This window comes from Achromobacter spanius (genome assembly GCF_002966795.1).
GTDB lineage: Bacteria > Pseudomonadota > Gammaproteobacteria > Burkholderiales > Burkholderiaceae_B > Achromobacter > Achromobacter spanius_D.
The window spans coordinates 4,380,880-4,405,616 of record NZ_CP023270.1; the positions used below are offsets into that span (position 1 = coordinate 4,380,880).

The 24,737-nt window shown below is 64.0% G+C and carries 20 protein-coding genes; 10 read left to right on the forward strand and 10 right to left on the reverse strand.

Annotated elements, in window-relative coordinates; genetic code table 11:
- Nucleotides 1–49: 49 nt before the first annotated feature.
- The 6 genes from CLM73_RS19805 to CLM73_RS19830 all read right to left on the reverse strand — a co-directional run bounded on the left by CLM73_RS19805 (nucleotide 50) and on the right by CLM73_RS19830 (nucleotide 4,974).
- On the reverse strand, nucleotides 50–1,156 hold the full coding sequence (locus tag CLM73_RS19805) for a porin (protein WP_105239880.1): 1,107 nt from the start codon (nucleotides 1,154–1,156) through the stop codon (nucleotides 50–52).
- A gap of 275 nt (nucleotides 1,157–1,431) precedes the next feature.
- Nucleotides 1,432–2,160: a glutamine amidotransferase gene (locus CLM73_RS19810; protein WP_105239881.1), complete on the reverse strand. Its 729-nt coding sequence runs from the start codon at nucleotides 2,158–2,160 to the stop codon at nucleotides 1,432–1,434.
- A 34-nt stretch (nucleotides 2,161–2,194) separates the two neighbouring features.
- Nucleotides 2,195–2,458, reverse strand: coding sequence for a hypothetical protein (locus CLM73_RS19815; RefSeq protein ID WP_418904921.1), 264 nt, complete (start codon nucleotides 2,456–2,458; stop codon nucleotides 2,195–2,197).
- 164 nt (nucleotides 2,459–2,622) lie between these two features.
- On the reverse strand, nucleotides 2,623–3,585 hold the full coding sequence (locus tag CLM73_RS19820) for a Bug family tripartite tricarboxylate transporter substrate binding protein (protein WP_105239882.1): 963 nt from the start codon (nucleotides 3,583–3,585) through the stop codon (nucleotides 2,623–2,625).
- Between the two features lie 29 nt (nucleotides 3,586–3,614).
- Entirely contained in the window at nucleotides 3,615–4,256 is a 642-nt protein-coding gene (locus tag CLM73_RS19825; RefSeq protein WP_105239883.1) for a methyltransferase, read from the reverse strand.
- 4 nt (nucleotides 4,257–4,260) lie between these two features.
- Entirely contained in the window at nucleotides 4,261–4,974 is a 714-nt protein-coding gene (locus CLM73_RS19830) for a PIG-L deacetylase family protein (protein WP_105239884.1), read from the reverse strand.
- A 100-nt stretch (nucleotides 4,975–5,074) separates the two neighbouring features.
- On the opposite strand from CLM73_RS19830, the gene CLM73_RS19835 reads away from it, so the two are divergent.
- The 10 genes from CLM73_RS19835 to hutI all read left to right on the forward strand — a co-directional run bounded on the left by CLM73_RS19835 (nucleotide 5,075) and on the right by hutI (nucleotide 18,414).
- Nucleotides 5,075–5,791: an IclR family transcriptional regulator gene (locus CLM73_RS19835; RefSeq protein ID WP_105239885.1), complete on the forward strand. Its 717-nt coding sequence runs from the start codon at nucleotides 5,075–5,077 to the stop codon at nucleotides 5,789–5,791.
- A 230-nt stretch (nucleotides 5,792–6,021) separates the two neighbouring features.
- Nucleotides 6,022–6,495, forward strand: coding sequence for a (2Fe-2S)-binding protein (locus CLM73_RS19840; RefSeq protein ID WP_105239886.1), 474 nt, complete (start codon nucleotides 6,022–6,024; stop codon nucleotides 6,493–6,495).
- Nucleotides 6,492–8,783: a xanthine dehydrogenase family protein molybdopterin-binding subunit gene (locus CLM73_RS19845; RefSeq protein ID WP_105239887.1), complete on the forward strand. Its 2,292-nt coding sequence runs from the start codon at nucleotides 6,492–6,494 to the stop codon at nucleotides 8,781–8,783. Before CLM73_RS19840 ends, CLM73_RS19845 begins: the two co-directional genes overlap by 4 nt.
- A 74-nt stretch (nucleotides 8,784–8,857) precedes the next feature.
- Entirely contained in the window at nucleotides 8,858–9,823 is a 966-nt protein-coding gene (locus tag CLM73_RS19850; RefSeq protein WP_105239888.1) for an XdhC family protein, read from the forward strand.
- A gap of 103 nt (nucleotides 9,824–9,926) precedes the next feature.
- Nucleotides 9,927–10,670 (forward strand): histidine utilization repressor, encoded by a 744-nt coding sequence (gene hutC / locus CLM73_RS19855; protein WP_418904922.1) that lies wholly within the window; start codon nucleotides 9,927–9,929, stop codon nucleotides 10,668–10,670.
- 189 nt (nucleotides 10,671–10,859) lie between these two features.
- Complete coding sequence (gene hutU, locus CLM73_RS19860) at nucleotides 10,860–12,539, forward strand: urocanate hydratase (RefSeq protein ID WP_105239890.1); 1,680 nt, start codon at nucleotides 10,860–10,862, stop codon at nucleotides 12,537–12,539.
- 72 nt (nucleotides 12,540–12,611) lie between these two features.
- Complete coding sequence (locus CLM73_RS19865) at nucleotides 12,612–14,018, forward strand: purine-cytosine permease family protein (protein ID WP_105239891.1); 1,407 nt, start codon at nucleotides 12,612–12,614, stop codon at nucleotides 14,016–14,018.
- 43 nt (nucleotides 14,019–14,061) lie between these two features.
- Entirely contained in the window at nucleotides 14,062–15,591 is a 1,530-nt protein-coding gene (hutH, locus tag CLM73_RS19870) for a histidine ammonia-lyase (RefSeq protein ID WP_105239892.1), read from the forward strand.
- A gap of 117 nt (nucleotides 15,592–15,708) precedes the next feature.
- Nucleotides 15,709–17,139 carry an amino acid permease gene (locus tag CLM73_RS19875; protein ID WP_105239893.1) on the forward strand — a complete coding sequence of 477 codons (1,431 nt, stop codon included), beginning with the start codon at nucleotides 15,709–15,711 and terminating at the stop codon, nucleotides 17,137–17,139.
- Between the two features lie 60 nt (nucleotides 17,140–17,199).
- Nucleotides 17,200–18,414 (forward strand): imidazolonepropionase, encoded by a 1,215-nt coding sequence (hutI, locus tag CLM73_RS19880; RefSeq protein WP_105239894.1) that lies wholly within the window; start codon nucleotides 17,200–17,202, stop codon nucleotides 18,412–18,414.
- An 84-nt stretch (nucleotides 18,415–18,498) separates the two neighbouring features.
- Here the strand turns inward: hutI and CLM73_RS19885 are convergent, their stop codons facing one another.
- The 4 genes from CLM73_RS19885 to CLM73_RS19900 all read right to left on the reverse strand — a co-directional run bounded on the left by CLM73_RS19885 (nucleotide 18,499) and on the right by CLM73_RS19900 (nucleotide 24,500).
- Nucleotides 18,499–18,762 (reverse strand): PAAR domain-containing protein, encoded by a 264-nt coding sequence (locus CLM73_RS19885; RefSeq protein WP_105239895.1) that lies wholly within the window; start codon nucleotides 18,760–18,762, stop codon nucleotides 18,499–18,501.
- A 23-nt stretch (nucleotides 18,763–18,785) separates the two neighbouring features.
- Complete coding sequence (locus CLM73_RS19890; protein ID WP_105239896.1) at nucleotides 18,786–20,429, reverse strand: type VI lipase adapter Tla3 domain-containing protein; 1,644 nt, start codon at nucleotides 20,427–20,429, stop codon at nucleotides 18,786–18,788.
- A gap of 131 nt (nucleotides 20,430–20,560) precedes the next feature.
- Entirely contained in the window at nucleotides 20,561–22,021 is a 1,461-nt protein-coding gene (locus CLM73_RS19895; protein WP_158685898.1) for a type VI lipase adapter Tla3 domain-containing protein, read from the reverse strand.
- Between the two features lie 190 nt (nucleotides 22,022–22,211).
- Nucleotides 22,212–24,500 (reverse strand): effector protein Tle3 domain-containing protein, encoded by a 2,289-nt coding sequence (locus tag CLM73_RS19900; RefSeq protein WP_105239898.1) that lies wholly within the window; start codon nucleotides 24,498–24,500, stop codon nucleotides 22,212–22,214.
- Nucleotides 24,501–24,737 lie beyond the last annotated feature (237 nt).

The window sequence follows — 24,737 nt, forward strand, 5'->3', positions numbered from 1 at the left end:
GGGCGCAAGCGGCGCGCGCCGGGCGCGCGCCGCTCATCACGTCTGCCGCTTAGAAGCGATGACGGACACCGACCATGCCGACCGTGCTCTTCACGCCGTCGATGAACGCGAAGTCCGTGGCGTAGGAGCCCAGCGCGTACAGGTTCGTACGCTTGGACAGGTTGTACGTGTAGCCAATGCTGTACACATTCATGGCCGAATCGCCGCCGGTCAGCAGATCGCTGTCCGGATCGGCACGTTGCCACGAAGCCATGATGGAGCTGGCGCCGAGCGGAACGGTCACGCCGAGCATGTACGAATTGGCCTTGAAGTCTTCGACGCCAGCGTTCGAACGGAAGCCATCGGCGATGGTTTCGGTGCTGCCGAAGGCGTTGATGCTTTGACCGGTGAACCAGCCGTCACGCGTCTGGCCGAAGGCGGCAGCCAGCTTCACGACTTCGAAGTCGTACGAGCCGGCGATGCTCCACGACTTGGGCGTGGCATCGTTGCCGAGCTGGTTGGCCAGATTCAGTTGGTCGTACGTCAGGGCGACGTTCAGCGGGCCGTTCACATAACGCACGCCGGCGGTGATGGCGCGGGTGTTGTTAGCGGTGCGGAAGCCGGTCTGGGCAGCGGTCGTGTCGGCGATGTTGAACGAGTAGCCGATGCCAGCCTGGAAGCCGCCGAACGACGGGGTCGCGTACTGGACCATGTTGTCGTAGCGGACGGTGTTGGCGGCGCTGAACGCGTTGCCGATGTTGGCTTGGCCGTAGCTGGCGCCGAACGGATCGATCGAACCCAGGTACTTGGAAGCGATGTTGGTCTGACGACCGAATTCCAGCAGGCCCCACGACGAGCTCTTCAGGCCGATGGTGGCTTGACGGCCGAACAGGCGGCCGCTCTGGCCCGATTGGCCGTTGGCCGAGTTGAAGCCGCTTTCCAGCGTGAACACGGCGGAGAGGCCGTCGCCCAGGTCTTCGGAACCGCGCAGGCCCCAGCGCGAACCGCTGGAAACGCCGTTGCTCATGCCGACCTTGGATTCATGGAAGCCATCGCCCTTGATCCGCTGATAGCCCACGCCCGTATCGATCAAGCCGTACAGCGTCACCGAGGTTTCCGCCTGCGCCATGCCGGACAGCGCGGCAAAGATGGCGGTGGCGAACAGAGTCTTTTTCATTACAGATTCCCATTGATGTGAACAGACATGCGCATGTAGCCAGACCCGCATTGCAGGCGGCACAGTGATGCACACGGCGCATGGCAGGAACGGATTCTAGGGACGCAATATGTCAGTTCTGGGGACACAAGCGATTTCGCGGAAAGAAATGGAAATAATCGCTTTTCTGTGGCGCGAGGCCGACAGCGGCGCGCGCGTTTGCCACGCTGGCAGGCGTGTCATGTGTGTGTGCTATGAAGACAGGATGCGGGTTGCGCGCTTGGAGGGTTACGCGCTTAGCGGTTTGCGGACGTAACGCTGCGCGCAAAGGTGCGCAGCAGTTGGCGCGCATCGTGCGTGGAAACAAGCCCGGCCACCATCGCCGCCACGTCGTGCCCCTCGGCCTCGAACACCGGTGCGCGCCGCGACAGGCACGCCGACATCAGCGTCGGCGAGAACTCGGGATGGAATTGCACCGACCACGCGTTCGGGCCATATCGCAGGACCTGGTGCGGATCATGCCGCGAACGCGCCAGCACTTCGGCGCCCGGCGGCGGCGTCAGCACGCTTTGCTCATGCGTCAGATTGGCCAGAAAGCGCCGCGGCAGCGCGCGGAGCAACGCATCGTCGCCCACGTCAGTGCAGAAGTCGATGGCGTGCTGGCCGATCTCGCGCCCCTGCGGATGAAAGTCGACGACGCCGCCCAGCGCGTGCGCCATCAGTTGATGGCCGTAGCAGATGCCCAGGAGCGGCAACCGCGCTCCATGCGCGCCGCGCAGCCATTCGGCCGTGCGCTCGCTCCAGGGTTCGCGGTCCGTCACCATGGACCACGATCCCGTCAGCACGGCGCCGGAAACGTCGCCCCATGCGGGCAAGGGGTCATCGTCGTGGGGCTTGAAGACCCGCACCGGCAGGTCCGGGGCGTCCAGCGCGGCCAGCATCCAGTCGGATTGTTCGCCCTGCGCCTGTCGCAGGTCCTCGGGCGGGCGGCCCATCTGAATGATGGCAAGCGGTTTTCGGGTCATGGACAGCGAGTGTGCGGGGGGAAGACGACGGAGTTTACTTTCCGAACAGGCGCCGCAGGCGCTGGGACTCGGCAAGGTTCAGGCGCTTGGCTTCGTCTTCGGCGTAATCGCGCTCGCCGACATCGTAGGAGCCTTCGTGCAGGCATTTCTTGCGATTGCCCTTGCACTCATCGTTGGACCGGGCGGGAGTGGTGGCCGCCATGCTGGCCTTTTCCGCAGCCGTCGGTTTGCTGGACGAGCACCCCGCCACCAGCGCGACAAAAAACAACGCCGCGCCGCAGCGGCTGATCGTGGACATCGACATTTTCCCGGCCCTACAGAAGTGCTATAGCCGCTTTTATAGCAAAGGCGCGCGGGGAAAGACGTGTTAAGTCGTAGCAGAAGCGGGGCACGGCGACTGCCCTGCCCCGCCTGCACGGGCGCGATCCCTTCTCGATCCCGATACCCACTCGATCCCGGTCCCTACTCGATCACGATGCCGGCCTCGTTGATCAGCGCCGTCCACTGCGCCGTATCGCGCCGGACCGTGTCGGCAAGCTGTTGCGGCGTGCTTGAGACGAACTCCACGCCCTGAGACTCGAACTTCTGGTTCAGCTCGGGATTCTTCAGCGTTTCGACCACCGCCTCATTCAGCTTGGCGAGCACCTCGGGCGGTGTGCCCGCCTTGGCGAAGAGTCCGTACCAGGTGGTGTACGACACGCCCGGCAGGGTCTGGGAAATCAGCGGCAATTTAGCCGTGTCCGCGCCCTTGCTCGGCGCACTCATTGCCAGCGCCTTCACCGCCCCCTTGTCGATCATGGGCTTGAGCGACGGCATGCTGCTGAACAGCGCCTGCACCTGGCCCGCTGCCAGGTCGGTCAGCACCTGCGATGTGCCCCGATAAGGCACATGCACCACGTCCACCTTGGCCTTGCTTTTGAAGAGCTCCATCCCCAGGTGCGCCACGCCGCCCACGCCCGCCGATCCGAAGTTGACCTTGCCGGGATGAGCGCGGGCGTAATCGACCAGATCAGCCACCGAGTTCACCGGCATCTGCGCGTTCACCACCAGCACATGCGGGCTTTCGGTCAGCTGGCTGATGGGCGCCAGGATTTCCAGCACGTTCTTGCCCTGCATCGCTTTGGACGGCACCGTCATGTTGCCGGACGCGGGCATTAGCAACGTGTAGCCATCAGCCTCGGCGCCCAGCACCTGATTCAGCGCGGGCACGCCGTGCCCGCCGCCCGCGTTCACGACCACCACGGGTTGGCCGAGCTTGTCGCTGAACAGCTTGGCAAACTCGCGTCCGACCATGTCGGCTGGACCGCCCGCCGCGAACGGCACGACCATGCGGATCGGCCTTTCGGGATAGTCCGCGTGGGCCGACGCCATGGGCGCAAGACCCGCCATCAGGGCGATCACGCCCAGTTTTTGCTTCAAGTTCATTGTCTTCCTCCTGTTGTTCTGGATAAGTGTTATTTGGACTCGCGCGGCGCAAGGCCGATGTCCAGCGTGGCCTTGGCCAACGCTTCGTCTAGCCACGCCGGGCGCAGTTCACCGCGCCCGATGGCGGCGATGCGGCGGGCTTCGGTACCGGCCTTGGTAAGTGCTGCCGCAACCATCGTTTCCATTTCCGCGGGCGCGACCACGACCAGTCCGTCGTCATCGCCAAGAATCCAGTCGCCGGGTTCGACACGCACGCCGCCACACTGGATCTGACGGTTGACGCTGCCGCCGCCGGTCTTGGACGGCCCTGCCGGTGACACCGCGGCCGCGAATACGGGTAGCGGGCCCTGGCGCAGCTCAGCCGCATCCCGCACCGCGCCGTCGATCACCACGCCGGCAAGGCGGCTTGCGGCGGCCTGCGCACACATGATTCCGCCCATCACCGCGCGCTCGGTATAGCCCTGCGCGTCCACCACCAGCACATCGCCGGGTTGCGCAAGCGCGAGCGCCGCATGGATCGCCAGGTTGTCGCCCGCAGGGACCGAGACCGTCAGCGCGCGGCCGCGCACGGTCCATCCGGCTCGCAAGGGTTTGACCGCCGCACGCAGGAAGCGCGCGCCGGCGTCGGCCAGCAGCGTGCTGGTCAGGCCGGTTTCGTGAATCGTGCGCATCGGGTCACTCCATGAGAGCCGATACAACGGCCGGAAAAATGCTTTGATAGGCCTCGCCGTAGCGCGTGCCGGCAGTCTTGCCCCGCCGTCCCGCCTGTGCGCCACGTTGCAGCGCCACGCGCTCGTAGTAGGCCCACAGATTGCTCTGCGTGGGCATGGCCTGCATGGCTTGCCACTTGCGCTCCCACACATCCGTGATGTCCAGCAGCACATTGGGTTTGAATCCGCACAACTCGGTCTGGTGAGGCTCGAAGCACAGCACTTGCGGCGGCACCACGAAGTCTGCGCCATGGCCAGGCGCCATCGCCTGCATGCGGCCGCGCAAAGCCATTTCGAACGTGCGGCAATGATCGAGATTGGAAGGGTCGTGTTCGGGATGGGTCAGCACCACCGAAGGTTTCGTGCGGCGCATGGTGTCGGAGATACGCCGCACGGACTCGGGCGAGTCGGGCAGCGGATAGTCGCCCAGATCGTGAAAGTCCAGGCTGCTGACGCCCAGGATGTCGGCCGCGGCCTGCGCTTCGGCATGGCGCTGCGCCTTGACCGCGTCGCGCTGGACATCGCCCTTCCAGGCCGAGTTCGATTCTCCGTTCTCGCCATAGCTCAGACAGACCAGATGCACATCCACGCCGCGCGCTGCGTGCAAGGCCATCGCACCCCCACAGCGCCAGACAAAATCGCCCACATGGGCGGTTACCACGAGCATTGCATTTGCCATCTTGATCTCCCGAAACAGCTGACAGGTGGCATTTTAAATTTCCGCAACGCCGTTGTATTACGTACAATCAGCCCGTTAAAACAATGATTCTGGAGGATCAATGAGCAATGACGGTGTGGTGGCCGTGGAACGTGCCCTGAGTGTGATGGACTGCTTTCGCCCCGGTGCGGAGCACCTGTCCCTGGCGGATTTCGCCAACCGCCTGCCCTTGCACAAGACGACCATCTTTCGCTTGCTCAATTCGCTGGCACGATGCGGTTACGTCGTGCGCGAGCCCGACGGCCGCTACGGGTTGGGCCCGCGCGTGCTGTTTCTTGCGCGCGTGTACGAACGCGGCTTCGATCTGGAGGCGGTCGTCATGCCGGTGCTCGAAAGGCTGTCGGCGGATACCGGCGAAAGCGCCGCGTATTACGTGGAAGGCGGCGAACCGGGACAACGTCTGTGCCTCTTTCGCCACCAGCCGCACGAAGGCCTGCACAGCCAGGTCATCGCCGGCAGCGTAATGCCCCCCGACAAGTCATCGACGGGCCAGGTCTTTGCGATCTGGGCGCAGGGCGAGCGGCGGGATCAGACCCGGCTGCCCATCTTCTCCTGCGGCGCGCGCGATCCCTATACGTCGTCCTGGTCCGTCCCGGTCATCGGGCAGGAAGACCGCTTCGTCGGCGCGCTCACCATCGCCGGCCCCTCCGTGCGGCTGAAGACGGTGGACGCGGCGTCGTTTGAAGCGCTGATTTTGGAACGCGCGGATGACCTGTCGCGGCGGCTGGGCGCCTCCTCCGACATGCGCGACGTCCTGTACCGGCCGGACGCGCCGTAGCAAGCGGGCGCGTCAACGCAACCGGCTCGCGGCAGGCGCCGGCCCGCGCGGGGTCGTGCCGATCCCGCGCGCCTCGGTTCCCGCGAAGGCCGGACCGGTTTTCAACACTGGAAAATTACTCCCGCGAATGAACCAAACCGGCATTTCTTGGGCAAAATTCCGGACTTAAGCACCGATTCCGCCACCCGAGGCAAGCCAGGCTTGTCGCGCCCTCCCCCAGGACTTCCTCCATGACGCAATTGCAAATCAACGGCCAGACCAAGGACGTCAACGTCCCGGATGAAATGCCGATCTTATGGGCCCTGCGCGATGAACTGGGCATGACCGGCACCAAGTTCGGCTGTGGCATGGCCATGTGCGGCGCCTGTACAGTGCATATCGACGGCACGGCCGTGCGCTCCTGTTTGACGCCGGTCTCCGTGGCCTCCGGCCGCCAGCTCTCTACCATCGAGGGCATGGAAGCCGATCCGGTCGGCCGGGCGGTGCAAGCGTCCTGGATCAGCAATAACGTCGCGCAATGCGGCTATTGCCAGGCCGGCCAGATCATGACGGCAGTGAGCCTGTTGAAGGCCACGCCGCAACCCACCGAGCAACAGATTGCAGATGCCATGAGCGGCAACATCTGCCGCTGCGGCACGTACCCGCGCATCCTCGCGGCCATTCAGGAGGCTGCGGCCCGTCTCTCGCAAGGAGGCAAGCAATGACCGCCGCCGTTCAGCAATCCCGCCGCGCCTTCCTGCAGGGCAGCCTGGGCGCACTCACGCTGGCCGTCTCCGCAAAGGGATGGGTCACGACGGCCATGGCCGCCGAACCGGCGTCCAAAGCTTACGGCGCCGATAGCATGCCGGGCGGCACCGTGGACGATCCGCTTGTCTTCGTCAGCATCGCCGCCGATGGCGCCGTCACCATCGTGGCGCACCGCGCCGAGATGGGCACCGGCGTGCGCACCAGCCTGCCAATGGTGGTGGCCGACGAGATGGAGGCGCGCTGGGAGCGCGTGAAAGTCGTGCAGGCTCCTGCCGACGAATCCCGCTACGGCAACCAGAACGTGGACGGCTCGCGCAGCATGCGCCACTTCCTGATGCCCATGCGTCGTGTGGGCGCGGCGGCGCGCCAGATGCTTGAAGCGGCCGCGGCGGCACGGTGGGCCGTCCCGATTGCCGAGGTCAAGGCCGAACAACATGAGGTGCTGCATGGACCAACCGGCCGCCGCCTCTCGTATGGCGACCTGGCAGCCGACGCAGCCAAGCAGCCCGTTCCCGCGGGCGACTCCCTCAAGCTCAAGCCCCGGTCCGAATTCCGCTACATCGGCAAGGACCAGGTGCGCCTGGTCGACCTTGAAGCCATCGGCAAAGGCCAGGCGATTTACGGGATGGACATGCGCCTGCCCGGCATGGTCTACGCCGTCGTTGAGCGTCCCCCCGTCGTGGGAGGCCGGCTGCGGCGCTTCGACAGCGCCAAGGCGCTCGCCGTGCCCGGCGTGCTGAAGGTCGTCGAAATTCCCGCCATGCAAGGCGCACCCGCCTTCCAGCCGCTCGGCGGCGTGGCGGTCGTGGCACGCAACACCTGGGCCGCCCGCCAGGGGCGCGATGCGCTGCAGATCGAATGGGACGACGGTCCCAACGGCGCCTATGACTCCGTCGCCTACCATCAGACGCTGCAGACGGCCGCGCGCGCCCCCGGCAAGACGATGCGCAACCAGGGCGACGCCGCCGATGCCTGGGCCAAGGCGCCCGAAGCCGAGCGCGTGGCCGCGGAATACTACGTGCCGCACCTGGCCCACGCGTCGATGGAGCCGCCCGTCGCGACCGTGCAAATCCAGGGCGACCGCGCCGAGGTCTGGACGTCCATCCAGAATCCGCTCGCCGCCCGGGATGCCGTGGCCGCGCGCCTGAAGCTGGAGCCCGCCAACGTCAAGGTCAACGTGCTGCTGCTGGGCGGCGGTTTCGGCCGCAAGTCCAAACCCGACTTTGTGGACGAAGCGGCCATCGTCGCCCGCGCCATGCCCGAAGGCACGCCGGTCAAGCTGGTCTGGACGCGCGAAGACGACATCCATCACGACTACCTGCACACCGTCTCCGTCGAGCGCCTGCAAGCAGTGATGGACCCGCAGGGGCAAGTCCAGTCCTGGCTTCACCGCAGCGCCTCCCCCACCATCGCGTCGCTGTTTGCGCAAGGCGCCAAGGGGCAGCAGATGTTCGAGTCCGCCATGTCGGCGATCAACATGCCCTACCGCATTCCGAATGTGCGCGTGGAAACCGCCGAAGTCGAAGCCCATGCACGCATCGGCTGGTTCCGGTCTGTCGCCAACATCCCGCATGCCTTCGCGGCCCAGTGCTTCATCGACGAACTCGCGCACCGCGCAGGCAAGGATTCCAAAGAATTCGCGCTGGATCTCATCGGTCCGGCCCGCCAGATCGACCCCGGCACGCTGGCCGACACTTGGAATTACACCGAGTCCCCCGAACGTTACCCCTACGACACCGGCCGCCTGCGCGGTGTGATCGAGGCCGCATGCAAGGGCGCGGGCTGGGGCCGTACGTTGCCGCAGGGGCATGGCCTGGGGCTGGCCTTCTGCTACAGCTTCATGAGCTACACCGCGACGGTCGTCGAGGTGGCGGTGGACGACAAAGGCGAAATCCGCGTCGTCGCCGTGGACATGGCGATGGACTGCGGTCCGCAGATCAACCCCGAACGCATCCGTGCGCAGATGGAAGGCGGCGCCATCATGGGACTGAGCCTGGCGCTGACCAGCGAGATCACCTTCGAGAAAGGCCGCGTGAAGCAAAGCAACTTCCACGACTACGAGGTGCTGCGTCACAACGCGTCGCCCCGCGCGATCCGCACGCATCTGGTCAATGACGACCACGCGCTGCCGCCGGGCGGCGTGGGCGAACCGCCAGTGCCGCCCGTCGCTCCCGCGCTGTGCAATGCGATCTTCGCTGCCACGGGCAAGCGAATCCGCAGCCTGCCGGTCCGCAAGGTGGCATAAGTGGAAGGCCAACCAAATGACTGAATCAGGACAGCCCGCCATGAGCGCCTTTCCGATCTGCATGGAGCACGCCGATGGAAAGCGTTGATGTCCGCGTGCTGCGCGCCGCGCGCGACTGGCAAGTGGCCGGGCATCGCCTGATGCTCGTCACCGTCGTCAAAACCTGGGGCTCGTCCCCGCGGCCGGTCGGATCCATGATGGTGCTGCGCGAGGACGGGCGCTGCATCGGCTCGGTGTCTGGCGGCTGCATTGAGGACGACCTGATCCACCGCTACACGCGGGCCTACGGCGACGGATCCATTCCGCAGTCAGCCCCACAGCTCGTCCGCTACGGGGTCACGGCCGACGAGGCGCACCGGTTTGGACTGCCGTGTGGCGGCACGCTGGAACTGATGCTGGAATTTGCGCCGGACGCGGTGACGCTGGATGCCCTGGTCCGCCGGCTCGAGGCCGGACAGCTCGTACAACGGATGGTCGATTGCGCCAGCGGCGCGGTCACATTGAGTGACGCCTCGGTGCCCGAAGCCCTGTATTTCGATGGCGTGACTCTGTCCAGCACGCTTGGCCCCCAATACCGGCTGCTGCTGATCGGCGCCGGGTCGCTGGCGGAATACCTCGCCACCATGGCACTGTTCAATGACTTCGCGGTCACGGTCTGCGATCCGCGCATCGAGCATCTGGGCACCTGGTCCGTCGATGGCGTGGCGTTCACCACCGAAATGCCCGACGATGCGGTGCGCGCGCTGAACCCGGATTCCCGCACCTGCATCGTGGCGCTCAGCCACGACCCGAAGCTTGACGACATGGCCCTGCTGGAAGCCCTGCACAGCCCTGCCTTCTATGTCGGCGCCATCGGTTCCCGCCGCAATGCCGCCAGCCGCCGGCAGCGGTTCATCGAGCATCTGGATGAAACGGAAGCATCCATGCAGCGGCTGCATTCGCCGGTCGGCCTGCACATCGGCAGCAAGACGCCTGCTGAGATCGCGGTCAGCGTGATGGCGCATATCCTGGCGGTCAAGAATGGCGTGATCACGCAATAGCGGCGCGGGCGTTCGCAGGCGATGTGTACCTGTCTATACTAGAGCCCTTATTTCCAGAGCCCACACCACGCGCGCCGACGCGTCGCACACCCAGGATTCTCCCGTGGCCGCTTCTCCTCCTCGATTGCCCGTCCAGGCCAATGCCCTCCCCGCTCCGCTGTACGCGCAGGTCAAGCAGATGATCGCGCAGCAGATCCGCAGCGGCGCCTGGCCCGCGCATTACCGCGTGCCGTCGGAGGCCGAGCTGGTCGACGAACTGGGATTCAGCCGCATGACGATCAACCGCGCGCTGCGCGAGCTGACCGCCGAAGGCCTGCTGGTGCGGATGCAAGGGGTCGGCACATTCGTCGCGCAGCCCAAGGCGCGCTCGGCCCTGTTCGCCGTGAACAACATTGCCGACGAGATCGCAGCGCGCAACCACCGCCATCACAGCCGCGTCGTGCGGCTGGCCGAAGAGCCGGCCGGCGCCGAGCAGGCCCAGGCGTTGGACATTCGCGCAGGCCAGCCGGTGTTTCATTCGCTGATCGTCCACTACGAGGACGACGTGCCGATCCAGCTTGAAGACCGCTACGTCAATGTCCGCCTGGCGCCCGACTACTTGCAGCAGGACTTCACGCAAAGCACGCCGTACGAATACCTGACGCGAGTGGCGCCGCTGAGCGCCGGCGAACACGTGGTCGAAGCGATTCTGGCCAAGCCGCGCGAGTGCCAGTTGCTACAGATCGACCGCGAAGAACCCTGCCTGCTGATCCGCCGCCGCACCTGGTCCGGCGACCGCGCAGTGACGCTGGCCCGGCTGATCCATCCGGGGTCGCGCCATCGGCTGGAAGGCAAATTCACGACTTAACCTCCACCGCTTTCCTCCCTCACGCTGCTTCCCATGCCGAAACCCCCCAGGTTTCGGCATTTTTCATTGGGGTAATCCCTTAGTCAAAAATCAGTCATCTACTATTGTATATACAACCATAGTCATTTTAAGATTTGTCGACCTTGGCGCTGGATCACCGCGCGCCTCGACCCGATCCAGGAGACTGACTTGAACCCTTCGACCCGATTCCGCGACGCCGTCATCCGTGCCCCGCGCGGCAGCCAACTGAACACCAAGAGCTGGCTGACCGAAGCGCCCTTGCGCATGCTGATGAACAACCTCGACCCCGATGTGGCCGAGAATCCGAACGAACTCGTCGTCTACGGCGGCATCGGCCGCGCGGCCCGCAATTGGGACTGCTACGACAAGATCGTCGAATCGCTCAAGGCCCTGAACGACGACGAAACCCTGCTCGTGCAATCGGGCAAGCCGGTGGGGGTGTTCAAGACGCACGCCAACGCACCGCGTGTCCTGATCGCCAACTCCAATCTTGTCCCGCACTGGGCCACGTGGGAGCACTTCAACGAACTGGACGCCAAGGGCCTGGCCATGTACGGCCAGATGACCGCCGGCAGCTGGATTTACATCGGCAGCCAGGGCATCGTGCAAGGCACGTACGAAACCTTTGTCGAAGCCGGCCGCCAGCATTACGGCGGCAACCTGGCCGGCCGCTGGGTGCTGACCGCCGGCCTGGGCGGCATGGGCGGCGCGCAGCCGCTGGCCGCCACGCTGGCCGGGGCGTGTTCCCTGAACATCGAATGCCAGCAGAGCCGCATCGACTTCCGTCTGCGCACCCGCTACGTGGACGAACAGGCGGCCAATCTGGACGACGCGCTGGCCCGCATCGCCAAACACACGCAGGCCGGCCGCGCCGTGTCCATCGCGTTGTGCGGCAACGCCGCCGAGATCCTGCCCGAGCTCGTACGCCGGGGCGTCAAGCCCGACATGGTCACCGACCAGACCAGCGCGCACGATCCCTTGAACGGCTACCTGCCCGCCGGCTGGTCCTGGCAGGAATACCGCAACCGCGCACAGCTCGAACCGGCGGCGGTCATCAAGGCGGCCAAGCGATCCATGGCCGTGCACGTTCAGGCCATGCTGGCTTTCCAGCGCCAGGGCATCCCCACCTTCGACTACGGCAACAACATCCGCCAGATGGCCAAGGAAGAAGGCGTCGCCGACGCGTTCGACTTTCCCGGTTTCGTGCCGGCCTACATTCGTCCGCTCTTCTGCCGGGGCGTGGGCCCCTTCCGTTGGGCGGCGCTGTCCGGCGATCCGCAGGACATCTACAAGACCGACGCGAAGGTCAAGGAACTGATTCCCGACGACGCGCACCTGCACCACTGGCTCAGCATGGCCCGCGAGCGCATCAGCTTCCAAGGCCTGCCCGCCCGCATCTGCTGGGTCGGCCTGGGCGAGCGCGCCAAGCTGGGCCTGGCGTTCAACGAAATGGTGCGGTCAGGCGAACTGTCGGCGCCCATCGTCATCGGCCGCGATCACCTGGATTCCGGGTCCGTCGCCAGCCCCAACCGCGAGACCGAATCCATGCGCGATGGCTCGGACGCCGTGTCCGATTGGCCTCTGCTCAATGCCTTGCTGAACACCGCCAGCGGCGCCACGTGGGTGTCGCTGCACCACGGCGGCGGCGTAGGCATGGGCTTTTCGCAGCACTCCGGCATGGTCATCGTGTGCGACGGCACCGACGCCGCAGCCGAGCGCATCGCCCGCGTGCTGACCAACGACCCGGCCACGGGCGTGATGCGGCACGCGGACGCCGGCTACCAGATCGCCATCGACTGCGCGCACGAACAGGGCTTGAACCTGCCCATGGTGACCGGCAAGCGCTGACACCGCGCGGCATTCCGAATCCGCCAAACCCCAGGGGCCGGTCCGGCCCCACTTTCCACACGAGGCATTGCGATGGCGCAGCAAGGTGACACAAGCACGGCACCCCTCATCGAGCGGCGCTCAATCGACTACATCCCCGAATCCGAGCGGCATGGCAAGCTTTATAGCCAGTTCACGCTCTGGATGGGCGCAAACCTGCAGATCACCGCGATCGTCACCGGCGCGCTTGCCGTGGTGCTGGGCGGCGACGTGTTCTGGTCCCTGATTGGTCTTTTCATCGGACAGGTGCTGGGCGGGGCCGTCATGGCGCTGCATGCGGCGCAAGGTCCCAAGCTGGGATTGCCGCAAATGATCTCGAGCCGGGTGCAATTCGGCGTGTACGGGGCGGCGATCCCCATCGTGCTGGTGTGCCTGATGTATCTGGGCTTTACCGCAACGGGGACGCTGCTGTCAGGCCAGGCGTTGGGACAGTTGTTCGGCGTCAGCGACACCGTGGGCATCCTGATGTTTGCGGCCGTGATCATCACTGCCACGCTATTCGGCTATCGCGTCATCCACGTCATCGGCCGGGTCGCCACGGTGCTTGGACTGATCGCATTCTTTTATCTGTTCAGCCGCGTCCTCGCCGTGGGCGACCTTGCCCAATTGCTGCAAATCCGCCATTTCAGCTGGGCCTCGTTCCTGCTGGCGGTATCGCTGGCGGCGTCGTGGCAGATCGCCTATGGCCCTTACGTGGCGGACTACTCCCGCTATCTGCCCAGCAAGACGTCTTCCACCAAGACTTTCCTGGCGGTTGGCCTGGGGTCTGTCGTCGGCGCGCAGATCGCCATGGTGCTGGGCGTGCTGGCAGCCGCAATGGCAGGGGGACAGTTCGCCGGACGCGAGGTCGCGTACATCGTCGGCCTGGGCGGCACGGGGACAGTCGCGGCGCTGCTGTATTTCAGCATTGCATTCGGCAAGGTCACCATTTCCACGCTGAACTCGTATGGCAGCTTCATGTGCATCGCCACGATCATCAGCGGCTTTCGCGGCCATATCAAGGTCTCGCGCCGGCAGCGCGCGGTGTGCGTGTTACTGGTCGTGGGCGCGGCGACGGCGCTGGCGCTTATCGGACAGCACGCATTCCTTGGCGCGTTCAAATCCTTCATCCTGTTCCTGCTGGCCTTCTTTGTGCCCTGGAGCGCGGTGAACCTGGTCGATTACTACTTCGTGAACCGGGGACGTTACGACGTGGCCGCGCTGTCGGATCCCGACGGCCTTTATGGCCGCTGGAACTGGCCCGGCATCCTGGTTTACGCCTTCGGCGTCCTGGTGCAGGTGCCGTTCATTTCCACCAAGCTTTACACGGGCCCGATGGTGGCGCAGCTGGGCGGGGTCGATATCTCGTGGATCATCGGCCTGGTCGTCCCCAGCGTCCTGTATTACCTGTTCGCGCGGCGCGGCATCCGGATCGACCGGCCGGCGCAACAGATCGCATAACAACGATTGCAAGCAGCCGGACCACCGGCGTAGGAGAAGAGGAATGGAATTGCATGTGAAACCGGGCCAACTGACGCTGGCCGACCTGCGGCGCGCCTATCAGCAACCGGTGCGTCTGACGCTGGATCCCGGCGCCGCGCAGGCCATCGACGCCAGCGTGGCCACGGTTGAACGCATCATCGCCGAAGGCCGTACCGTCTACGGCATCAATACCGGTTTTGGCCTGCTGGCCTCCACCAAGATCGCGCGCGAAGACCTGCAGGCGTTGCAGACTTCGCTGGTACGTTCCCACGCGGCGGGCGTGGGCGAAGCGCTTGACGACGCCATGGTGCGTCTCATCATGGTGCTCAAGATCAACAGTCTGGCCCGCGGTTACTCCGGCGTGCGCCGCCACGTCATCGACAGCCTGATCGCGCTGGTCAACGCCGGCGTCTATCCGCACATTCCGCTGAAAGGCTCGGTCGGCGCCTCCGGCGATCTGGCCCCGCTCGCGCACATGTCGATGGTGCTGCTGGGCGAAAGCCAGGCACGCTACCAGGGCGAATGGCTGCCCGCGCGCGAGGCGCTGTCACGCGCCGGCCTGGAGCCGCTGACGCTGGCCGCCAAGGAAGGGCTGGCCCTCTTGAACGGCACCCAGGTGTCCACCGCATTCGCGCTGCGCGGACTGTTCGAAGCCGAGGACATGATGGCGGCAGGCCTGGTGTGCGGCAGCCTCAGCGTCGAGGCCATGCTGGGCTCGCGCGCACCGTTCGATGCCCGCATCCACGCCGCACGCGGCCAGCTTGGGCAGATCGACGTGGCCGCCGTCTACCGCAGCCTCCTGGGCAACGACAGCGAGGTCGGCCACTCCCATGCCGATTGCGGCAAGGTGCAAGACCCCTACTCCCTGCGCTGCCAGCCCCAGGTGATGGGCGCCTGCCTCACGCAGATCCGTCACGCGGCGCAGGTCCTGGAAATCGAATCGAACGCCGTGTCCGACAACCCCCTGGTGTTCGTCGAGCAAGGCGACGTCATCTCGGGCGGCAACTTCCACGCGGAACCGGTGGCGCTGGTCGCCGACAACCTGGCGCTGGCGCTGGCCGAGATCGGCGCGCTGGCGGAACGGCGCATCGCGCTGATGATGGACAAGCACATGTCGCAGTTGCCGCCGTTCCTGGTCCGCAAGGGCGGCGTCAACTCGGGCTTCATGATCGCCCAGGTGACCGCGGCGGCACTGGCAAGCGACAACAAGGCATTGGCGCATCCGGCCAGCGTGGACAGCATGCCCACGTCGGCCAACCAGGAAGACCACGTGTCGATGGCGCCCAACGCGGGCAAGCGGTTGTGGGCCATGGCCGACAACGTGCGCGACATCCTGGCCATCGAATGGCTGGGCGCGTGCCAGGGCCTGGACTTCCGCGAAGGGCTCAAGACGTCACCGCAACTGGAAACAGCCCGCCGCGCCTTGCGCGAGAAGGTGCCCCACTACGAAGAAGACCGCTTCTTCGCCCCGGACATCGCAGCGGCCAGCGGACTGATCGCCGCGCAAGTCATGAACGGCCTGATGCCGGCGGGTCTGCTGCCCAGCCTCTGACCCTGCCCCCGGCCGGATGCATCCGGCCGCCATTGCCACGCCGCGCGCACGGGCCCATCAGAAGGCGACTGCGCGGCGCTTCACGCGAGACCGACCAAGGAACCGAGAGAGACAACGATGCAAGCATCCTCGCAGTCAGACACACCGGCAGAAGCGCAGACACTCAAACGGGGCTTGAACGCCCGGCACATCCGCTTCATGGCATTGGGCTCGGCCATTGGCACGGGCCTTTTCTACGGGTCGGCCGAGGCGATCCAGGCGGCGGGCCCTTCGGTGCTGCTGGCCTACATGGTCGCCGGCGCCGCCGTCTACATGGTCATGCGCGCCCTGGGCGAAATGTCGGTGCGCAACCCGGTGTCTGGCTCGTTCGGCCACTATGCCACCCAATACCTGGGCCCGCTGGCGGGCTTTCTGACAGGCTGGACCTACGCATTCGAGATGATCATCGTCTGTCTGGCCGACATCACCGCGTTCGGGGTGTACATGGGATTCTGGTATCCCGATGTGCCTCGATGGATCTGGGTCTTGTCCATCGTCTTCTTCATCGGCGCCATCAACCTGCTTTCCGTCAAGGTATTCGGCGAACTGGAGTTCTGGCTGTCGCTGCTGAAGGTCGGCGCCATCGTCGCAATGATCGCCGGCGGCCTTGGCATCATGCTGTTCGGCATGGGAATGGGCGCGGACAGCACCGCAACCGGCATGCACAACCTGTGGGAACACGGCGGCTTCATGCCCAACGGCGTGGGCGGGCTGATTGCATCGTTTGCCGTGGTGGTGTTCGCCTTCGGCGGGATCGAGATCATCGGCATCACCGCCGGCGAAGCCAAGGACCCCGGCCGCACCATCCCCCGCGCCATCAACGCCGTGCCGATGCGCATCCTGCTGTTCTACGTGCTGACGCTTTTCGTGCTGATGTCCATCTTCCCGTGGACGCAGATCGACAGCAAAAGCAGCCCGTTCGTGCAGATCTTCGACAGCCTCGGCATCAGCTCCGCGGCCACCATCCTTAACATCGTCGTAATCTCGGCAGCGGTATCGGCCATCAACAGCGACATCTTCGGCGCGGGCCGCATGCTGTTCGGCATGGCCCAGCAAGGCCAGGCGCCTCGCGGCTTTGCCGCCGTATCGGCCAACGGCGTGCCGTGGATGACGGTGGTGGTGATGTCCGTGGCGCTGCTCTTGGGCGTGCTGCTGAACTATCTGATCCCAAAGAACGTGTTCGTCCTGATCGCATCCATTGCCACGTTCGCCACGGTCTGGGTATGGCTGATGATCCTGCTGTCGCAAGTGGCGATGCGGCGCAAGATGAGCCCGAAGCAGGTCTCGCAACTGAAGTTCCCGGTTCCGCTCTGGCCGCTGGGCCCTTTGCTCGCCATTGCTTTCATGGTCTTCGTGATCGCGGTGCTGGGCTATTTTCCCGGCACGCAGAAGGCCCTGGGCGTGGGCGTTGTCTGGATCGCGCTGCTTTGCCTCGCTTATCGCTTCTGGGTATTTCCCAGGCGCCTTCCCGAACGCGAGCCGGTGCCCGCGGCTCAGGGTTCCGATTGATCGACGCGGGGCCGGCCGGCGTGGTTTGCGCCGGCCGGCCTTTGCTGCAAGGAGACATGCATGAGACAAGTCTGGCGACATTGCCACGCCGCCACGATGGCGGGCGGCACGTATTCGATGATCGAGAACGCGGCCATCGTGACCCGCGCCTATCGCATCGAATGGATCGGTCCCGATTCAGAATTACCCGCGGTCGATGCCGCGCATGTCCATGACTTAGGCGGCGCGTGGGTCACGCCCGGCCTCGTCGATTGCCACACCCACCTGGTCTTCGGCGGCGACCGCAGCCGCGAATTCGAGCAGCGTCTGCTAGGCGTCGACTACGCCACCATCGCCGCCCAGGGCGGCGGCATCGCCAGCACCGTCCGCGCCACGCGCGCGGCGACCGAAGACGAGCTCTACGCCAGCGCCCACCGCCGTGCGTTGCATCTGCTGCGTGACGGCGTCACGACGCTGGAGGTCAAGTCGGGATACGGACTCGATTTAGAGAATGAACGCAAGATGTTGCGCGTGGCCCGCCGCCTCGGCCAGACCCTGCCGCTGACCGTGCGGGCAACCTGCCTTGCCGCACACGCGCTCCCGCCGGAGTTCAAAGGACGTCCGAATGAATACATCGACGACGTTGCGCTGACCATGCTGCCGGACCTGGCGGCCGAAGGCTTGATCGACGCCGTGGATGCATTCTGCGAACACCTTGCCTTTACGCCGGAACAGGTGGAGCGCGTGTTCCGGGCAGCCGCCCGGCTGAATCTACCCGTGAAGCTGCATGCGGAACAACTGTCGTCATTGCATGGAGCGAGTCTGGCGGCGCGATATGGCGCGCTGTCTGCCGACCATCTGGAGTATCTGACCGAGTCCGACGTGCTGGCGATGGCCGAGGCGGGTACGGTGGCGGTGCTGCTTCCCGGGGCGTTCTATGCGTTGCGTGAAACGCAGTTGCCGCCGTTGCATCTGCTGCGGCAGCATGGCGTGCCGATCGCAATTTCCACGGATTTAAATCCTGGGACGTCACCGGTGCTGTCGCTGCGGTTGATGCTGAGCATGGCATGTACGCTGTTCAGGATGACGCCTGAAGAAGCGCTGGCCGGCGTGACGGTGAACGGGGCGCGAGCGTTGGGGTTGTCAAGAACGCATGGCGCACTCGAAGTGGGCAAGGTGGCGGATTTTGTGGCGTGGGATATCACGCACCCGGCGGAGCTGGCATATTGGGTGGGTGGCGATGTGCCGAAACGTGTGATCAGGCACGGGGCATTGATCGACGTTTCGGCGCTTTAGCGTCCTGGAGATCGCCTTTGAGGACTAGGGCCGCCCTTCGCCATGGCGGCCTCCGCTCCAACGAGGAGACCACTAGCCGGCGTGTCAGCAACTGATTTTGCCGGTCGACGTGCTCGCGATCAGGCTTGCTCCACATGTAGTCTTCATCCCCTCCTGCGCAACGGGGACGCCGTCTATTTTGTACGCGGCATTTCCCTCGGCAATGGCGAAGACGCCCTTGCACCTGGGGCAAGACACCTTGTGACCCACGCCGGCCAACGGTTTCCCGTTGAAGTTGGTGTGTTCAAAGCCTTCCAGCACCACACCGCCATGGTTGGTCTTGTCGCCCTTGCGAATAACGTTCGGCATTGCTATCTATCCTTCTGATTGCCCTAGTTCTTGTTCGGATCTAACGGGCCGTTGTTGGGAAGCCCCGCGATGAAGGCATCAAGCGTGTGCTGCTCCCGCGCAACAACTGCGGGATCTCGATAACGCGGCGCATTGCGCTGCTGCTCGCGCTGATAATCAATGATCCGTTGCCCCAGCCAGGCCTTGAACTCGGGAGAGGGTTCATCGGTGACCGACGTGTGCTGAGGCCGCAGCTTTACGTCAAAGGGGTCGACCTCGGGCTTCTTGCCCGGCGCCGGCGGGCTGATGCCGATGAAGGTTGCCCGATCGGTGCGGCGCAGCGGCACCACCATGCTGCTATCCGCGTTGAGGTGGCTTGCCATCGTGGCCAGGGCCAAGTTCACGAACGGCGATGCCGCACCCGTGTCTCCCATGCGCTGAGTCAGGTCGTAGTTCTGATTGGAGTCGAGCAGATCCACCGCGTGCTGTGCATCTTGCAGCGCGGGAACCAGCATGGCGAGATTGCCCGACAGCTTGCCCGTGTCAAAAAACGCCCGTGCAGGCGCTGCGCCCAGCGCCGTCGTCGCCTGATTCCAACCATTGGCGAGCGCCTTGTCGCGCGCAGCGCCTTTGAGCGGGATGGACGCGTTGTCCTGCTGATGCAGGGAAACCGTCACCGGCCGGTGCAGTCGCGCCAGGCCCCTCACCCGATCCCACTGCTGGAAGCCGCGTTGCGTGATTGGGGTGGGAAAGAAGGTGCTGGGCTGAAAGCCCCGCGGCGGCAAACGATCCCAACCGATAAAGGCCGGGTCGATGGAATCGGGTTTGGACTTGGTGTACTTCACGAACTCCCGCATCCGGGCTATCCGCTCAGGCCTGGCGAAAACTATTGCCACCACGGCATCGGTGGGCGTTTCAGGGGTGCGTTCGCCAGGGGGGGCGATGTCAAACAGGCGAAGGTCCTGGCTGGACAGCGCCGCCCGCGAGTTGAAGCTATCGAGCGCATACACCAGCAAAGCCGGCATATCGGGATTGCTCTCGAACATCTGAAAGATGGATTCGATAGCCATTTCCGGATCGGTATTGCAGATCACGCCATTTTCTAACTGGCGCATCTGGTGCCAATGCAAACCCGCATCACCACGTTCTGCAGTCGCCATGCGTTTAAGGGCTACCGCCATTCTGTGGGGCGGCACGCGAGGCCTTTCCATTCGTGGGTCGTAATCCCGTACGACCACCATGGTCGGGACAGGCCAGCGCTCCGGAAAACTCGTCAGAGCCAGCTCCAGCGCATTGGATTTTCGTTGGCCCCAGGCAAGATCCTGAAGGGTTCCATCGACGGGATAGTCGCGCGGGTCCATGGGCAGCGCGCTGCCCACCAGCAACGCGTTTGGTTGCGCGGCGCTTTGCTTTTGCAATTGCGCCCAGGCCTGGCCTTGACGATAGACATCCAGACTTAATCCCACACGGACAATGTCCAGGGTTTCCAGACGAGGTTGCAACATGGGAACACCTTTGGAGGTAGAGGGAGTATCCGGTGAGACCGCCGTGCGACGCGCATCTGCCGATGGCAATGGGCACGCCATTGCAGCCAGCGGCGCGGTGTCGGGCTCGGGCAGCGGCGGGGCCTCCGAGGCCGTCCACCAACGCAACAGCAATGACGCAGCCACGAGCGAGATTGGGTTCATGAGTTCCTCCCTGGGCCGAACTGTAGACCGCGACCTTGGTCCCTATCTTCCACTTGCTGACAGGCGACCACGCTGGGATAGTCCGTCGAAACACCGGTAAATCCCAAAGCTCACCGTCCTTGTTACTAGCTTTAATTGTTCTTCTGATCTGGTGAACCAGAGCCCGAAGCACCCGCAATAAAGTCATCAAGCATGCGCTGCTCCCGCGCAACAACTGCGGGATCTCGATAACGCGGCGCATTGCGCTGCTGCTCGCGCTGATAATCAATGATCCGTTGCCCCAGCCAGGCCTTGAATTCGGGAGATGGTTCATCGGTGACCGACGTGTGCTGAGGCCGCAGCTTTACGTCAAAGGGGTCGACCTCGGGCTTCTTGCCCGGCGCCGGGGAGCTGATGCCGATGAAGGTTGCCCGATCGGTGCGGCGCAACGGCACCACCATGCTGCTATCCGCGTTGAGGTGGCTTGCCATCGTGGCCAAGGCCAGGTTGACAAAGGGCGATGCCGCACCCGTGTCTCCCATGCGCTGAGTCAGGTCGTAGTTCTGGTTGGAGTCGAGCAGATCCACCGCGTGCTGTGCATCCTGCAGCGCGGGAACCAGCATGGCGAGATTGCCCGACAGCTTGCCCGTGTCAAAGAATGCCCGCGCTGGCGCTGCGCCCAGCGCCGTGGTCGCCTGGTTCCAACCGGTGGCGAGCGCTTTGTCGCGCGCAGCGCCTTTGAGCGGGATGGACGCGTTGTCCTGCTGATGCAGCGAAACCGTCACGGGCCGGTGCAGGCGCGCCAGGACCCTCACCCGATCCCACTGCTGGAAGCCGCGTTGCGTGATCGGGGTGGGAAAGAAGGTGCTGGGCTGAAAGCCCCGCGACGGCAAACGATCCCAACCGATAAAGGCCGGGTCGATGGAATCGGGTTTGGACTTGGTGTACTTGGCGAACTCACGCATTCGGGCCAACCGCTCGGGCCTGGCGAAAACCATCGCAACCACGGCATCGGTCGGTGTTTTCGGTGTCCGTTCGCCAGGTGGCGAGATGTCGTTCAGCCTAATCTTTGTGCTGGACAACGCTGCCCTCAAGTTGAAGCTATCTAGCGCATACACCAGCAAAGCTGGCATATCGGGATTGCTCTCGAACATCTGAAAGATGGATTCGATAGCCATTTCCGGATCGGTATTGCAGATCACGCCATTGTCCAACTGTCGAACGTCATGCCAATGCAGGCCTGCATCGCCGAGCTCCAGACTTACCATCTCCGTAAGCGCCACATCCATTCTCTTGGGCGGCACGCGAGGCCTTTCCATTCGCGGGTCGTAGTCCCGCACGACCAACACGGTAGGCACAGGCCAGCGTTCCGGAAAACTCGTCAGCGCCAATTCCAGCGCGTTGGATTTTCGCTGGCCCCAGGCCATGTCCTTAAGCGTACCGTCAACGGGGTAGTCACGCGGGTCCATGGGCAAGGCACTGCCCACCAGCAAGGCATTGGGTTGCGCGGCGCTTTGCTTTTGCAACTGGGCCCAGGCCTGGCCTTGACGATAGACATCCAGACTTAATCCCACACGGACAATGTCCAGGGTTTCCAGACGAGGTTGCAACATGGGAACACCTTTGGAGATAGAGGAAGTATCCGGTGAGACCGCCGTGCGAAGCGTTTCTGCCGATGGCAATGGGCACGCCATTGCAGCCAGCGGCGCGGTGTCGGGCACCAGGGGCGGAGAAACGGGGGCAAACGCCCACCAACGCAATAGCATTGATGCGGCCAGGAGCGAGATCGGACTCATGGAATCCTCAGAGGTTGCACTGTGAATCGCAACCTGCGTCTCTATCTTCCACGCTCTGGTAAGCGACCAGACTGGGATAGTCCGCATCGAGCGTGACCTTTGGCAGGAATCCTCCGCCTTCTAAAGGCCCATCCGGCGGCGGCCTCTTGTTACTTTGATAAAGAGAGGTGTCGTCAATCAACTGCCTGTTCGCCTTTGATTCATTCTCATAGCACCTCAACACCGGTTCATACGGCTCGCCACTTGTTGCCAGGTCCTGAGAACTGCCCCAGGGTCCGTCTTCTCTTTTCCAATTCAGCCGCCAATCCGCCACACGGCACAAATAGGCATAGAAAACATCATCGTCAATGCTGCAGGCCTGCCCGATGGCCAAGTCGTAAGCCACGGCGCGCCGGCTGTGCATGGCGTTCATCGGAATCGCCGAATGAAACGAGATGGCTGCGTTGCTGCCTGCCGGCGCATCCATCATCCGCCTGCGCGCCTGGTTCGGCGTCTCTTCGAACACCGTTTCGTAACGTCCATGACCCAACGGCTTGACGTGCGCGACACGGTGCCAGTCGGCAGCCCACGCACTGTTCTCGGGGTCAACGTAGGGGTTGCGGCTCAGGTCATTCAGGTCGGACACCATTTCCTCCAGCGCCCGCCGCAGCGCCGGGCCGCTCAGGCCGTCAGTCGGGAGCGTCATCACCCGCGTGGTGTGGACGCCGATGCCGCCGTTTGTAATGGCAATTGACGCGTCGATAGGATCGGTAGCCGTCCATACCGGTTTGATGCCTTTAGACCCTTTACGATCCAGCGATGTGCCGCCGGCAACAAAATCCGGCAGGAACGGCACCGGCAAGGTCGGAGCCTGAATGGTGACGGTTTGTCCGTGTGAGAAGTAGGCGCTCGATAAGCCCCCGTGGTCGGTGCCTTCCCAGCTGCGCTCGCCGACTTCGACAAGCATGTAATCGTAGGAAGGCGGTTTGCCGACCTCCTCGCCCTTGCCATCGCGTTCGCGCATCGTGAAGACGCGTTGATAGAAGCGATTGCCCAGCTCGGGCAAGGCGGAAACATGAACAATCAAGCGACCATGTCCTTCCACGGACACTCGATGGTCGAGGTTGAAAAGGCCTTTTTCTGAGGCGTTCAGGTGTGAGACCTTAAAACTGGCAGCTTGACCAATCCCCTGCCAGCCTATCCCCTGAATGTTGGCCATCCCCACCGTCTGATCCTGCGGCGAGAAATACAGAAACACACCGCCGCGGTTGTCACGCTCTGCGAACGTGATCGTGTTTCCATCGATGGAGGTTTCACATTGCTGCCCGGTCCAGCGAAGACCGCCGATGCAGCTATCCTTGCTGGCATCGGCCATGTCCGCGAAGGACGGCGTCTGATGGGGCTGTTGACCGATGAAGTTGACGATGTTGCTGAGCGCCTTAACTCGCGCAGGCGTCGTCTGCTGACTATCCCCCTGCTCTACGTGCTCGAAGGTTGTTTCCGCCAGGCTATAGGGTGGGCTCATCATGACAAAGCCATCGATGGGCCGCAAGCCCTCATCATGAAGCATGGCATTTGCCAGCAGCGTAATGAGATTGCCCTGGCTATGGCCAACTACATTGATGGTGTCGTCTTCGCCCGAGCGACCATCGGGATGCCGATAGGCGCGGATGATCCTGACCAACATGGCCAGCCGCTGCGCCGCCAGCACCATGTAACGCCGCGACGGCGCCGGAAACAGCGGATGGTCTGGAGATCCAAACATCGCGTTGAGGGGCAGCCCCGCGAGCTTGCCGGAAAATCCCTGGCCAAACATGTCCGGGAGGGTCGTGGTGGCATTGGCAAAGAAGCCACCTTCCTTGGTCCCTGCCTTGTCCAACCGGTTGCCGAAGCGGTCCAGCCATTCGCCATGGGGCGTCTGCTTCTGGATACGGCCTTCCTCTTCACGAAAGCCCCAATAGAAGGGAATGACTACGCTACGAGAGCGCCCGCCATGCTTGCCCGCTGTCGGTCGGCGACGGTAGTACATCGCGTCGGGATTCGGCGCTTTACCGTCATCGTCCCTGGGTGATGTGTAGCGGGCCGGATTGAGCGCAGCAGGACTGCGCTCGCCCCGCTTGGTGAACAGATGGTCCAGACGTTCGTTCAACCCCGTGCAGATGCCAGTTTCAAGGTCGTCGTAAACACCAGCCAGATCGTTGACCCCGTGAATCAGGATCACGATGCAGGGCTTGGGCTGCTGCTTCTGCACGTAAGCGTCTGTCGCGTCGGGCGCGAGGATGGCGCGGGTCTTTCCTGTGATGGGGGGTGAGAACATCCTTTTAACTCCCTTCTGCTTTCGGGAAGGCAATACGCCATCCCCCACTTCTTAAGCATCAGCCGCATATCGTCGCGTTCGCCGGCCATCGCGAAAGCCATCGGCAGAAGCAATGCGAGTAGCACCGGGCGCCTCATTGCCGCTCCCATTGATGCACTGACATAGGTCTTTCCGTCAACGTAGAGGTGCGTGAAGTAACAACCATCACCGCAGTCCAACCCATTCCACAAAGTGTCG

Excerpts from the sequence above, each read along its gene's own strand:
- hutI (WP_105239894.1), top strand. The coding sequence starts at position 17,200 with ATGAGACAAGTCTGGCGACATTGCCACGCCGCCACGATGGCGGGCGGC.
- CLM73_RS19875 (WP_105239893.1), top strand. The coding sequence starts at position 15,709 with ATGCAAGCATCCTCGCAGTCAGACACACCGGCAGAAGCGCAGACACTC.
- CLM73_RS19890 (WP_105239896.1), bottom strand. The coding sequence starts at position 20,429 with ATGAACCCAATCTCGCTCGTGGCTGCGTCATTGCTGTTGCGTTGGTGG.
- CLM73_RS19810 (WP_105239881.1), bottom strand. The coding sequence starts at position 2,160 with ATGACCCGAAAACCGCTTGCCATCATTCAGATGGGCCGCCCGCCCGAG.
- CLM73_RS19815 (WP_418904921.1), bottom strand. The coding sequence starts at position 2,458 with ATGTCCACGATCAGCCGCTGCGGCGCGGCGTTGTTTTTTGTCGCGCTG.
- CLM73_RS19835 (WP_105239885.1), top strand. The coding sequence starts at position 5,075 with ATGAGCAATGACGGTGTGGTGGCCGTGGAACGTGCCCTGAGTGTGATG.
- CLM73_RS19850 (WP_105239888.1), top strand. The coding sequence starts at position 8,858 with ATGGAAAGCGTTGATGTCCGCGTGCTGCGCGCCGCGCGCGACTGGCAA.
- CLM73_RS19885 (WP_105239895.1), bottom strand. The coding sequence starts at position 18,762 with ATGCCGAACGTTATTCGCAAGGGCGACAAGACCAACCATGGCGGTGTG.
- CLM73_RS19900 (WP_105239898.1), bottom strand. The coding sequence starts at position 24,500 with ATGTTCTCACCCCCCATCACAGGAAAGACCCGCGCCATCCTCGCGCCC.
- CLM73_RS19845 (WP_105239887.1), top strand. The coding sequence starts at position 6,492 with ATGACCGCCGCCGTTCAGCAATCCCGCCGCGCCTTCCTGCAGGGCAGC.
- CLM73_RS19865 (WP_105239891.1), top strand. The coding sequence starts at position 12,612 with ATGGCGCAGCAAGGTGACACAAGCACGGCACCCCTCATCGAGCGGCGC.
- CLM73_RS19895 (WP_158685898.1), bottom strand. The coding sequence starts at position 22,021 with ATGTTGCAACCTCGTCTGGAAACCCTGGACATTGTCCGTGTGGGATTA.
- CLM73_RS19825 (WP_105239883.1), bottom strand. The coding sequence starts at position 4,256 with ATGCGCACGATTCACGAAACCGGCCTGACCAGCACGCTGCTGGCCGAC.
- hutH (WP_105239892.1), top strand. The coding sequence starts at position 14,062 with ATGGAATTGCATGTGAAACCGGGCCAACTGACGCTGGCCGACCTGCGG.
- CLM73_RS19805 (WP_105239880.1), bottom strand. The coding sequence starts at position 1,156 with ATGAAAAAGACTCTGTTCGCCACCGCCATCTTTGCCGCGCTGTCCGGC.
- CLM73_RS19830 (WP_105239884.1), bottom strand. The coding sequence starts at position 4,974 with ATGGCAAATGCAATGCTCGTGGTAACCGCCCATGTGGGCGATTTTGTC.
- CLM73_RS19820 (WP_105239882.1), bottom strand. The coding sequence starts at position 3,585 with ATGAACTTGAAGCAAAAACTGGGCGTGATCGCCCTGATGGCGGGTCTT.
- CLM73_RS19840 (WP_105239886.1), top strand. The coding sequence starts at position 6,022 with ATGACGCAATTGCAAATCAACGGCCAGACCAAGGACGTCAACGTCCCG.